The organism is Neobacillus sp. C211, assembly GCF_051842875.1.
Lineage (GTDB): Bacteria > Bacillota > Bacilli > Bacillales > Cytobacillaceae > Neobacillus.
In genome coordinates, this window is the sequence record NZ_JBPXRO010000026.1 from 69,033 (window position 1) to 81,988 (window position 12,956).

General features: G+C 39.3%; 11 protein-coding genes and 1 pseudogene. 2 read left to right on the forward strand and 10 right to left on the reverse strand.

All coding sequences use genetic code 11. The annotated features are described in order from the left end of the window. Positions 1–7: 7 nt before the first annotated feature. The 7 genes from ACSU6B_RS21515 to ACSU6B_RS21545 all read right to left on the reverse strand — a co-directional run bounded on the left by ACSU6B_RS21515 (position 8) and on the right by ACSU6B_RS21545 (position 7,086). Entirely contained in the window at positions 8–1,372 is a 1,365-nt protein-coding gene (locus tag ACSU6B_RS21515) for an ethanolamine ammonia-lyase subunit EutB (protein ID WP_410888385.1), read from the reverse strand. A gap of 17 nt (positions 1,373–1,389) precedes the next feature. Beyond that, complete coding sequence (locus ACSU6B_RS21520; protein ID WP_410888386.1) at positions 1,390–2,835, reverse strand: ethanolamine ammonia-lyase reactivating factor EutA; 1,446 nt, start codon at positions 2,833–2,835, stop codon at positions 1,390–1,392. A 138-nt stretch (positions 2,836–2,973) separates the two neighbouring features. Next, entirely contained in the window at positions 2,974–3,474 is a 501-nt protein-coding gene (locus tag ACSU6B_RS21525) for a EutP/PduV family microcompartment system protein (protein WP_410888396.1), read from the reverse strand. A 39-nt stretch (positions 3,475–3,513) separates the two neighbouring features. Next, positions 3,514–3,855, reverse strand: a complete 342-nt coding sequence (eutS, locus tag ACSU6B_RS21530) for an ethanolamine utilization microcompartment protein EutS (RefSeq protein ID WP_410888387.1) — start codon at positions 3,853–3,855, stop codon at positions 3,514–3,516. A gap of 103 nt (positions 3,856–3,958) precedes the next feature. Continuing rightward, complete coding sequence (locus ACSU6B_RS21535; protein ID WP_026564955.1) at positions 3,959–4,531, reverse strand: ANTAR domain-containing response regulator; 573 nt, start codon at positions 4,529–4,531, stop codon at positions 3,959–3,961. Between the two features lie 3 nt (positions 4,532–4,534). Next, positions 4,535–5,968 (reverse strand): histidine kinase N-terminal domain-containing protein, encoded by a 1,434-nt coding sequence (locus tag ACSU6B_RS21540; protein ID WP_410888388.1) that lies wholly within the window; start codon positions 5,966–5,968, stop codon positions 4,535–4,537. A 293-nt stretch (positions 5,969–6,261) separates the two neighbouring features. Beyond that, entirely contained in the window at positions 6,262–7,086 is an 825-nt protein-coding gene (locus tag ACSU6B_RS21545; protein ID WP_410888389.1) for a MerR family transcriptional regulator, read from the reverse strand. A gap of 121 nt (positions 7,087–7,207) precedes the next feature. Between ACSU6B_RS21545 and norA the strand changes: the two genes are divergently transcribed. Both norA and ACSU6B_RS21555 read left to right on the forward strand, forming a co-directional pair. Further along, a complete protein-coding gene (gene norA / locus ACSU6B_RS21550; protein ID WP_410888390.1) occupies positions 7,208–8,410 on the forward strand; it encodes a multidrug efflux MFS transporter NorA in 1,203 nt (400 codons plus the stop codon). Positions 8,411–8,706: 296 nt separating this feature from the next. Continuing rightward, positions 8,707–9,180: a hypothetical protein gene (locus tag ACSU6B_RS21555; protein ID WP_410888391.1), complete on the forward strand. Its 474-nt coding sequence runs from the start codon at positions 8,707–8,709 to the stop codon at positions 9,178–9,180. Between the two features lie 264 nt (positions 9,181–9,444). Here the strand turns inward: ACSU6B_RS21555 and ACSU6B_RS21560 are convergent, their stop codons facing one another. From ACSU6B_RS21560 to ACSU6B_RS21570, 3 genes and pseudogenes are all read right to left on the reverse strand, one after another. Then, on the reverse strand, positions 9,445–9,612 hold the full coding sequence (locus tag ACSU6B_RS21560; RefSeq protein ID WP_214711685.1) for a hypothetical protein: 168 nt from the start codon (positions 9,610–9,612) through the stop codon (positions 9,445–9,447). Positions 9,613–9,917: 305 nt separating this feature from the next. Beyond that, positions 9,918–11,230, reverse strand: a pseudogene (locus ACSU6B_RS21565) (M20 family metallo-hydrolase). A 115-nt stretch (positions 11,231–11,345) separates the two neighbouring features. Then, on the reverse strand, positions 11,346–12,542 hold the full coding sequence (locus ACSU6B_RS21570) for a M20 metallopeptidase family protein (RefSeq protein ID WP_410888392.1): 1,197 nt from the start codon (positions 12,540–12,542) through the stop codon (positions 11,346–11,348). Positions 12,543–12,956: the final 414 nt, after the last annotated feature.

Here is a 12,956-nt window from a genome sequence, read left to right on the forward strand (position 1 = left end):
ACACCTCCTATCGCGAAAAAATCGTCGGGTCACCTGCATATTTACTTAATTTCCCGTTTTCAAAAATCCCCATTTTCTCTAGCCATGCTTCAAATGATGGTGCCGGCCGTTTATTCAGCGTCTGTCTTAATGTCGCAACATCGTGATAACTTAAGCTCTGGTAATTGAGCATACAATCATCACCCATTGGCGCAGCGATAATAAAATTCACCCCTGCCGCGGAAAGCAGCACGCCAAGATCTTCAATGTCATTCTGGTCTGCTTTAATATGGTTCGTATAGCAAATATCAACGCCCATTGGAATGCCATGCATTTTTCCCATAAAATGATCTTCAAGACCGGCTCGAATCACTTGTTTGTTGTTGTACAAGTACTCTGGTCCGATAAAGCCGACTACCGTATTGACAATATACGGGTCATAGTAGCGGGCAAAGCCATAATTCCGGGATTCCATTGTCAATTGGTCGATATCATAATGAGCTTCGGCGGATAATTCCGAGCCTTGACCTGTCTCAAAATACAAACGTTGTGGACCAGTTCCTGTACCGTATACTTTCGCCAATTCATTGGCTTCCTCCAAGAGGGAAGCGGTAATCCCGAAAGAACGATTCGCCGCTTCGGTTCCGGCAATACTCTGGAAAATCATATCTGCCGGCGCCCCCTGCTGGACCGCTTTCATTTGAGCTGTCACATGGGCAAGCACACAGTTTTGGGTTGGAATTTCCCATTTTTGAATAAAGTCATGTGTCGCATGCAATAACCGTTTTACACTTTCAACGGAGTCATCTACCGGGTTTATTCCAATTACTGCATCTCCAATCCCATACGCAAGCCCTTCTTTCATTGAGGCCATCATCCCGTCGACATTATCCGTCGGATGGTTTGGCTGCAGCCTAGAGGCTAACACTCCTTTTTGACCAATCGTAATATTGCATTTGGATAAAACTTCAATTTTATTGGCGGCATGGACTAAATCGAGGTTGGACATGATCTTTGCCACCGCTGCAATCATTTCACTATTCAGACCTCGGCTGAGGCGTTTCAAGTCTTCACCGGTAGTTGAATCGTTCAGGATATACTCGCGAAGCTCCGAAACAGACCAATTTTTAATCGATTGATAGATGGGTTCGTTGATCTGACCCTCGATAATCCTTGAAACCTCATCCTCTTCAGGAGATAGCATGGGATTTTCCCTAATATCTTGTAGTGTTAAATAGCTCAACACTTGTTTTGCTGCGATTCTTTCCTGAACGGTCTCAGCAGCGATCCCTGCTAAGCGGTCGCCGGATTTTTCTTCATTTGCTTTCGCAAATAAATCCTTTAGTGATGAAAATTGATAGACGGTACCTAAATAGGTGGACTTTAATCTCATATGAATGCCCCCTTTCGTCATTTCTGGAATGTTAATGTTTTTATGATGACAGGAACAACATCGGTTTCGAGCACTTGGCCTATATCCAAATAGTCCCCATTTTCAACTTTAATTTGATCAATACAAATGACGGATTGCACTGGAGCCTTCCGCTTGAGTGTTTGCCCGAGAACTTTTGCATAATCCCGGTCAAGCACAAGGACCAACTCTTGAGTTTGATTCGGTTTTTGTTTCATTGCTTTGAGGATGGATTCAGCAAATTCATCGATTTCACGGAATTTTAAGTAAGGCAGTTCTGAAAAATAAACCGCAAAATTCTGTCCCTCACGCTGTGGGTCATAGAGATCGAGTGCTTCCTCAATCCGCTTGGATAATTGGTTTATTTCCGTTTTAAAATCACCCTCGAATCGAATCTGGTAAACCGGCAAGTTTTTCATCGGCAATTTACGATGATCAACTTCAATGGTTGCTCCGCTGATTTCAGTCGTTTGCATTCCGGCGCCCAGCACTGTGGCCCGAACCGTTTCCTGCGGCTTTACCCAAGTCCATTGAGCAAGACTTGAGCTTTCCTTTAAGGAGGCGGCTAACATCAACCCGATATCATCGTATTTGGCCGACTGTACGATTCCGGTCTCATGCTGATAAATGCATTCACTTATCCCGCCTGAGAACATAATCGCCTCAATATCTTCCACCCAGTTAGGTTCATGCCCTAGCAGCAACGTTAGATCCTCGTTTGTGAGTGCCTTTTTTAACATCCGCGCAATGACATCTGCCATAAAATCGGTTACTTGTTTTATCGCTGATGGATTTTGGTTTTGCCCCTCCACCATCCTTGAATCCCATTGTCGCAGTAAATTTTTAACAGGCGGAGAAATACTCTGGATTTTATTATCGGTACATTCAATTAATCTGCCGCCTACATGAAGCGTACAGGTTCCACAAAGTCTGCCAGATTTATAAACGGCCACATTGGCTGTACCCCCGCCGATATCGATATTGGCGATAACCTTCCTCGTATCTTTCGAATATTCATAGGCGCCCGATCCCTTAGCGGCAATAATTCCTTCTAAGTCAGGACCAGCTGTTGCAACTAGAAACTCCCCAGCCTGGTCAGACAGCTGATGCAGCATTACTTCTGCATTTGACTTTGTGGCTGTTTCACCCGTAATGATCACTGCTCCCGTTTGAATATCCTTTGGCTTAATACCTGCTTTCTGATATTCCTTTCTGACAAAGTCTTCAATTTTTTCAATATCAATGGTGGTTGGTGAAAGCAGCGGTGTCCGGTAAATCGGGCTGCGATAGATGACCTGTTTGTCAATGATTTCAATTCGCGGCACATGTGCCCCGCCAGCCATATTCATTAACGTGAACCGGCTGATTACCAGCTTGGTTGTACTTGTGCCTATATCGATTCCCGCACTGATCATTTCTTCTTTTTGCGGGCCTTTGAACTTCATCTCAACTCCCCCAAAAAAACAAAAAGCGCCCCTTGTAAACTATCCCAAATTAGATAGTTTAAAAGAGGCGCCATTGCCATTAAATTCATTTGTTATTCATAATATAAATTATTTTCTGGATATTGTAAAGGTTTTCATTTAAAAAATTACAAATGGGGATGGATTTCCTTCAAAATACTTCTTCATTTCATGTGTCGAACGGAAGTTTACCAGATTCCGGATCTCCTCTATTCCTTCATTTTTTAGGGAAGAGGTAATGACAATCGGACCTTTGGTTACGATTACCTTTTTTAACAAAGAAATGGCTAGTTCAACGTCAGCCTGGTCTGAATCACTTTTTGTGACCACCCCAATGGGGATTTTATTGATTCCGCTGCTGAATCCTGGCGGGAAAATCATTTTCTTCTTGGTCGCATCCTGTAAATACAGGACATGTGTCACTTCTAATGCCGTTGCCATGATATTTTTATAGTAGAACGGGTTTTCACAATATTCTCCTGGGGTATCAACAATCCAATCATAGTAATTCAGCGACTGCGTTTTGACAGCAGGCACGTCCCGGTCAAGCAATGCATTTGTTAACGTCGATTTTCCGGCCCCAATGGAACCGATCAGCATGGCTCGGTTCATTTTCGTCATCATATTTCCTCCTTTCTTGAAAAATTCTATTTTCTGATTCTATGACTTCGTGATCTCCGCCGGGGTATATTTCAGCGTATTCTGCAAAAAACGGTTGATTTCCTGCATCGCCATTTCCACTTCTGAAACATTGCCGACAATCACAAGACTTCCGGTAAAGCGATCCAAAAATCCTAACTTGACATTAGCCGATTTGGTGGCTAAATCTCCGGCAATAATCACCGTCTCACTTGGGGTCAGCGTCAAAATCCCTAATGCCCCAGCCTCCTGGATCCCCAGTTTTTCAAACATATCCGGGTCCGGATTGGCAATAATATGGCTTAAAGTTACCTGTTTCCCTGGGACAAACTCCTGTATAAACCTCTTTTTCTCTTCGTTCACGACAAGCCCGCCTCTCAAATTAATAAAAAAAAGCCTAATAGACTTTATTTTTATAAAAAATAAAACCTACTAAGCACCTTTGCTTCATCTATTCACTTGTAAACTAACTTGGGTACTTCAAAATAATGTACTTTGCCACTTTTTCCAATGGCATTTGTTTTTTCATGCTAAGGTCTCTAATCTTATTGTAAGCTGTTTCCTCCGGTAAATTCAATTGTTTCATTAAAATTCCTTTTGCTTTTTCAACAATCTTTCGGTTTTTCAGTTCCCGATTCATTTCTTCTACTTTTTCTTTATAAAGAATAGCATTTTCTGCCTGCTTCAAAGCAATTTCAACCGCAGGAATCAAGTTAGCCTCCGAAATCGGCTTTACAAGATACCCTAAAATATTTGCCTTCTTCGCTTTTTCTATATATTCCTTTTGACTATAGGCCGTTAACAGCAAAATCGGGATATTGAATTTGTTGGAAATAATCTCACTGGCCTTTAAACCGTTCAGCTTCGGCATTTTAATATCCATGATCATTAAGTCAGGCTTAAGGCTGTAAGCCAATTCAATTGCTTTCTCGCCATCAGCTGCTTCAGCCACTACATCATAGCCAGCATCCTTTAACATGAGGGAAACATCCAATCGGACGATGGACTCATCTTCAACAACGATAATTCGCTTTTTCATTCCTTAATCCTCCCTCGCAAAGGGAAATCCGACGGTTACTTCCGTTCCTTCACTTGTTCCTTCAATGGAAAAATGGCCCGATAAATCATGTTCTATCATCATTTTAACAATATCAAGCCCTAATGACGGCTTCATAGAAGGAGTATAGCCAATTCCATTATCTTTTACAAGGACTCTTACTGCAGAAGCCTCTTCTTGGATGACTACATCAATTTGGCCCTCTGTCATCTCCGCAAATGCATGCTTCACACAATTTTGAATTAATTCATTTATAACAAGAGCAACGGAAACAGCTAGATTCGAATTAATAAGGATCTTTGGGCCGGAATAGTCGATCGAAATCAATTTTCCTTCATGAACTTCACTAAAGACCAGCATATTCCCAATTTTTTCTATTAAACTAACAATCTCTACATCATCCTGATTTTCAGAATTGGATAAGATGATTTCATAGACAGAGGCAATACTTAAAATTCGGTTGAGGCTTTCGATAAAATAAAACTTGCTTTCTTCGGGGACCCCTCTTCGCATCTGCAGCCGAAGAAGACTCGCTACCGTTTGCAAGTTATTTTTTACACGATGATGGATTTCCCGGATGGCCACTGTCTTTACGGTAAGCTCCCTCTCCTTTTGGCGCAGCTCTGTTAAGTCACGAAAAATGATAAACGATCCGCTATTTTTCTCATGCTGCACTAGAGCAATTTTTTTCATTTGAAAGACTTTATTTTGAATGATGATTTCTTGGACCACAAGTTCATCCGGCAGCCTGCAAATTTCTGCAAGGTTAGGAAAATAGGAAGTAAAAAGATTGCCGCTTTTACATTCCTCCGAACACATTTCTAAAACAAGATTCATCGCAGCAGGATTCGAATATTGAATCTGTAAATCCTCGTCAATAATGAATAGAGATTCCTCAATCACATCTGGGATAAAAGGGCGATTTTCAGCCATTCCCAGTAAGAGTTCGCTAAGTGTCTCATTCGCTTCTGTTAGCGCTTTCAGTTTGTTTTGATTTTGGAGCTTATCACTGTTGTCTTTCTCCATGATCAACGTGCCAATCACTCGGTTATGAATTCCAACAATCGGAACAACGCTTTGTTCGACTTTTTTCCCTTCCTGGGTTAAGGCATGATTGAGAAAAAGCGGCTTACCCGTCCGAAACGCATAAAAAACTGCAGGCTCAAACGTTTCGTAGGCAAACTTTCCGACCACCGGATTTTTATAGACAGAATTGGCTGTTGCAGGTGCTGCTTCTGCCACCACAATAGCATGCTTTTTTTCACTTGTTTGGCAATCTACAAACACATTTGCTTGATTTAAATCGGCAATTAATTGCAGGTTTTGAACCACTTCTTGGATCTTTTGTATGTCTTGTTCCGATAGGTCTGTGTGAAGCTGACATAGAGTTACTACGGTGTTCATCTCAGTTTTAAACATGTCATAGCCCCAATCTTTTATCTTTAAATATATAAAAATATTTTATATATCATTTATCATAGTGTCAATCTTCTGTTTTTTACAAAAAATGATTCACCGTGCCTGGTATTAATTGTTAAATAAAGTCATTAACTTGTCAGGTATCGTTTTATCTAAATTTCACATCGAATAAAGACTTCCCTTTCCTTGTCCTTTTTTCTTCCTACAATAGCTGGTCGATTTGACCAATAATAATAGCTTGGATTAAATTTCCCAAGCTTGTCTAAACAAGAATTATAGAAGAATTAACTATCCTATGGATAGACTTGTATCATAATTTTGGTGACGTAATGTTCCTTATGATTCATTACAACTGTATCGTAAATATACTCTTCAAAAACATAATCACCTAAGGTTAAATTTAAACGTTCTATTTCTGTAAAAAGTCGCCTATATGTTTCTTTAATTGTTGTCTCATCCCCAACATGATAGCCAATCAGAAAATCACCCTTTACAGCTTGAAAATACGGATATCCTACCTTTGGATTCGGTTGCTCAATATATAAATAACTATAATTAGAGAATTCCCCCTTAATTACTTGCTCTCGTTTTGTTATACCACCTATTGGATATCCTGAATCAAGTTGAGAAACGTTCAATTCATTAATAAAATCTGAAATGACCTCTACAAATTCTTCATCTGTTATATTTTCGATGTTTCTACTTAAATAAAGTGTTGCTTCTGGTAATTGTTCAAGCGTAATTCGTTGAAAATCAAGGTGTGACGCTTCTTCCATTAAGGCGATTTTTGCCTTGATCATTTTTTCCTTCCTATCAATCTCCTGACGCTTTTTCACAATCTCTTTCTTTTTTTGATACATTAACGATAAAAAACTTTCAGGAGATTTATTCTCCATGTATTGTTGAATATCGTTCAGCGGCATATCAAGTTCTTTTAATAAATCAATAACAAAGAATAGCTCTATTTGGCGAATTGAATAATAACGGTAACCTTTTTCATTTTTCAACACCGGAGACAAAAGCCCAATTTGATCGTAATAAAAAAGTGTCTGTTTGTTTACTTTGCAAAGCTTTGCAAATTCACCAGTGGTTAAATATTTTTCATTTTTTTTATTCATTTTTTACAACACCACCCTTGACTATATAGTAACTATATACACTAGGATGGAAATTGTAAACAACTGATAATTTCCCTAAGTTTGTTTGCAATATTAGTTTTGTTTGAGGAGAATGTAAAAGATGAAGACTCATAAAGTCACTTTAGGTTTATTATTAATGAATTTATTCATTGCATTTTTGGGAATTGGTCTCATCATTCCAGTCCTACCTACGCTGATGAATGAATTAGGGATAACTGGGAAAACGGTGGGTTATTTAACGGCAGCTTTTGCCATCGCTCAATTGATTGTTTCACCATTTGCTGGGAAAGCAGTAGATAAATTCGGCAGGAAAATTATGATTGTCATTGGCTTATTTATTTTCGGCATTTCAGAATTATTATTTGGGATCGGAAAAGGAATCGAAATGCTATTTATTTCCCGTATTTTGGGTGGAATTAGTGCTGCGTTCATCATGCCAGCTGTTACAGCTTTTATTGCTGATATTACAGATTTGGATACTCGCCCAAAGGCACTAGGCTATATGTCAGCAGCCCTTAGTACAGGATTTATTATTGGTCCAGGCATTGGTGGATTTTTAGCGGAATTTGGAACACGTATACCATTCTTCTTTGCAGGAGCACTTGGTACCATTGCGTCTATGCTTTCTATTATTTTATTATCTGAGCCGAATCGTAAAGAAGATTATAATGAACAAATCTCCAATGATAAGTTTGGCTTTAAGCGTATTATTGCCCCAAAATATTTTCTTGCGTTTATTTTAATTTTTATCGCCTCATTTGGTTTAGCAGCTTTTGAATCGTTCTTTAGTCTATTTGTGGACCATAAATTTCAATTTAAACCATCCGATATAGCCATTGTTATCACAGGTGGTGCAATTTTTGGCGCAGTTTCACAGGTCATATTATTTGATCGGCTTACACGAATTTGGGGTGAAATTAAACTGCTTCGATATTGCTTAATTTTATCAGCCTTACTTGTCTTTTTAATGACTGTTGTTCATTCATATTTCTCTATTTTACTTGTTACATTTATTGTTTTCGTAGGATTCGATTTATTCCGACCAGCAGTAACGTCATACCTTTCAAATATCGCCGGGAACGAACAAGGTTTCGTTGGTGGAATGAACTCCATGTTTACAAGTTTAGCGAACATTAGTGGACCAATTCTAGGGGGTATATTATTTGATATAGATATTAACTACCCTTACTACTTTGCAACTGTGATACTTTCTCTGGGAATCGTGATTACATTGTTCTGGAAGAAGCAAGCAAGTGATTCTTCCATCAATGTGAAGGCTAGTGTAGCTAATCATTCAAATTGAAGTAAAGACGAAAATCATGAAACAGTTCTTAAATGACCCTAAAAGAATGCTTCATCATCTTCTGGAATAATAAGTAGAGTTTTAAATGGCCTAAAAACAAAAGGAAGCACACGTTCTATGTGCTTCCTTTTATACAATGGTTGAATGTTTTTGATTACATTGTCCTGGTAGTGTTAACTATAACAGGATCAGACTCGAATTCTTCACCTCACCTTCTAAAATACCCCGCTATCATATGAAGGAAAAGACTGGTTATACTAAAGGATACGAATTGACTCAGAAAGGGGGAAAACGCTGTGACACGGAACCTGGTAGCCTTTTTTCTGTTTGCCGTCATCTCTTTCGCCGGCGGTCTCCAGACAGACGGCCAAGCCCCGCCCGACCCCATCAAGATGGGGATGGAAGAGGGATATTATGAGGGAATCCGTTCGGGGCTAGAAGACCGACATAATTTCCGGATTTCCCGTGCCTGGCAGCAAATGCCACAATCCCAGCTGTTCATGGAAAACAAGAAGGAAATCGTCCTGCCCCTCATGAAAGTAGGGCTTCTCCGGCAGGTGTATCTCTCTTTTTCTTCCGGTAAGAAATTCTACTCATACCTTCATGCCCACCCGGAATTGACGGCGGAACAGGCGGCCCGACGGATACTCGGGCAGAGGTTTGTAAGGGCGTACGAAAGAAGCTTCCGGAAAGGCTATGAGAGATCCCTCACGGCCCCGCCTGAAGAGGCGGCAAACTATGCGGCCTTTTTGAAGGAGAAAAGCAGATAAGTGGAAAACAAAAAGGGCAATCTCATACTGAGGACATAACTTCTGCATCAAAAAAAAACTCAAAATCATTGCTATTACGATGACCCATTTTAGGAATTTCCAAGAATATAAAAGGACATTGGAAGTAATAACAAACGACCTGTTGGGTCGCTTTAAATCGTAATCACGCTATTTCATTTTGTAGTGGACTAAGTTCTTATAAATCCAGGTTGGCGGGGCTGCGTGGGAATCGAACCCACCAGACCTGGGGGCCACTTTACGTTGCTAATCACGTCTAAATGATTTATCAGCTGTAATATCGTTAAATGGCAGAATCAGTTTTTTCACCTTATCAAGGCTCATCGAATCTATTTCCTGTACTAATCGTGGAATGGACTGCTCTGGATAACCGTAATCACGAAGTAATTTTTCCTTTTCTTCATTATGTACCATGTTTTGACACCTCCAAAATCTTTTTAGAATTAGACTTTGATATAGTTACCAAATAAAGTGCTGTATTTCCAATTTGCCAATAATGATACAAGACCGAATGCTATATTCATCATTGATCTATGTACTCCTCCACCTAATTAATACTTTTTGCCACTTTCTTTTAAATATTCCTTATGTCTCTTATATCTGGGATTTTATTATCTAGTTGAACCTTTAAGAATACCCAACTACAGTATGATGAATAATTCCTTTTACATATAAGGAAGTAAAGGTTCACTTTTTCTCTCAATTTAGTGATTCATCATTTATAAAAGTTTTAACGTTGTCCTGAATAGTACCTCGCACCCAAGAGCAACATCTTCAAAAGAACTCCACTCATCTGGATGATGACTTATGCCATTGCGGCTCCTTACAAAAATCATTCCAATATCTGTAAGTCCCCCAAACACCATCGCATCATGAGCAGCCCCGCTTGGTAATTCATAAACAGGATACTGTAATTCTTGCAGAGAATCTTTTACTGCTTTCATCACGATTGGTGAGCTCATCACAGAAGATAGGGATTGAACCTGCCTAATTTCACACCCTAAACCACGGTTTGCAGCAATGGTCCGAATGGAATTATAGATTTTAGTAACCGTATTTTCACGCCGTTCATTAGATATATCCCGAACATCAAGTGTAAAATCCAATCTCCCTGGAATGACATTACTACTTCCAGGTTTTACTTCCAATTTTCCTACTGTCGCCACACTTCCGCTACTGTCCTGCACTATTTTCTCAATGGCTACTATACATTCTGCTGCAGCTGTTAAAGCATCTTTTCTCTCTTTCATCCAGGTCGTTCCTGCATGCCCCGCTTCACCCATGATAGTTACTTCGGCCCATTCTCCACCAGAGATCCCCGTCACTATTCCAACAGCTAAATCTTCATTTCTAACACTTTACCCTGCTCAATATGTACTTCAATATAAGCTTTTACGTCATTTTTACCTAACTGAGCTTGTTCTAAAAGGTCTGGATTAATCTGATTAAAATATTCTCCTTCTAGACTGGCTTGCTTCATGGCCTCCAGATAGGTGATTCCATCTTTATCTGCTGCTGAAGCTAAATTTTCCTTTAATTTTTCCGAGTCTTCTGTCCCGACCAATGCGGTACTGCCTACAAAAGCATAGTCAAAACGAGCCCCTTCCTCATCTGTTAAGGATACAACTTTTATCGTTCTTTCAGGTTGAATTCCCTTTTCTTTCAACGTACAAAGCACCTCAACACCCATTAGAACACCCATGGCTCCATCGAAACGCCCGCCAGAATTTACGGTATCCAGGTGAGAACCAATAAGAATGGCAGGTAATTCGGGATTTTTACCGATTATTTGCCCAAAGATATTCCCAGCTGCGTCCATATAAGGGGATAAATCCGCTTGTTCTAAAAGTTTTAGAAACCATTTTCGTGCTTCGATATCCTTTTGATCAAATGATGTTCGAGTAACCCCGCCATTGATTTCTTCTCCTATTTTCCCAAGGGCCATTAATTGGTTCCAAAGACGGTTTCCATTAATCGTTAAATTTAAACTCTCCATGAAATTTGCTTCCATAGGATAAAATTCTCCCTTCATTTGAATGTCCAGTATAGAGAAAATCCTGCTGTTTCCTTCCGAAAAAAAGCAGGATTCCTAATCTTTATGTTTTTATTGGCGAGGAAAATGAGATAGTTCTGCCAAAGTTTAAGGCTTATCTCTCCAATAATTTAAGCACCGATTGAACCATTAATTTAACTCCAATTTTAATTGCATCTTCATCTACCATAAATTTCGGGTGATGCCACCCATATATAATCCCTTTTTCTTGATTCCCTGAACCAAGCCACACATAGCAGCCAGGTACTTCTTTTTGGTAAAAAGAAAAGTCCTCACCACCCATGGTTGGTTCTGCCCGTATCGTATTTTCTTTCCCAACTATTGTCTCAGCTGCTGACTGGACAATCTCTGCCACCTTGGCATCATTATAGACAGCAGGCAGAAGAAACTCATACTGAATCTCTACTTCCCCACCATGTGCTGCCACGGTATTTGTTACAAGTTTTGTAAATACCTCATATATTTTCTTTCTCACTTGTTCGTTGGAAGTTCTGACCGTTCCTTTGAGAATAGCCTTATCCGGAATGACATTATTTGTCATCCCTGATTGGAAGGAACCAATGGTGACAACTGCAGATTCCTTAGATGAAATCGTACGGCTGACCAATGTTTGCAGCTGACTCACAACTGCACTGCCAATTACGATCGGATCAATGGTTTTCTCTGGAAGCGCAGCATGTCCGCCTTTACCTTTAATGGTTAGGGTAAAGTCATCTACACTTGCCATTAAAAATCCTTCCTTCACACCTATCTGACCAGTTGGAAGTTCGGGAACATTATGAAGACCGATAATTGAACTTATCCCTTCCAATAATCCTTGCTGGATCATAGATTCTGCTCCACCTTCAAATTCTTCAGCTGGCTGGAACAAAATCCGAACATTCCCAGGGATAAGATCCTTCATTTCTCCTAAAATTATCGCTGCCCCAAGTGCAATCGTTGTATGAACATCATGGCCGCACATATGACTTACGCCATCAATTTTTGAACTAAATGGAACATCTGCTTCTTCTTGAATGGGGAGAGCATCAATATCCGCTCGAATTGCAACCGTTGGTCCCTGTTCGATTCCCTTTACTTCTGCAGCGGTCCCAGTAGCTAAGCTAAGTGGTATTTGTTGAATCCCAAATTCATGTAACCATCCGTTTATTTTTTCGGTTGTTTTAAATTCTTGTTTACTAATTTCAGGATACATATGAAGATTCCTTCTTATTTCAACTAATTTAGGAAACCATTGTTCTACTTTATCATGAATAATTGAGGTTATTTCTACCTTTGAATCTTTCAACATGAGGGCTCCTCCTTTCTAATATGTCCTAAAAATCCCTTCGTCCGATCATGCTTAAGAAGCTGGATTCCTTTTTTCTTTGCTTCAGCTTTGGTCATTTTTTTCAATAAAATAGGAGCTTCCATATTTCACTTTATCTCTTTACTTGTTTATCAAAGTAAAATGTTTTATTATGTAATTCATTGTAATTTTATGCATAAAAAAATACAATACCCTCTAGAAATATCCGATTAATGAAATTCTTTCAATTATTATGAATTTATGAAATTTTAATAAGAAAAAACAAAAGAACTCTCTATTATTAAATAGAGAGGTCTTCAGGCTGTCGAGAAACTTTCGACAGCCTCTTATTTTCTACATTAACTTTAATAATTCACTGCGTTAATTCATTATAATATTATTAATATATAGGCTTTG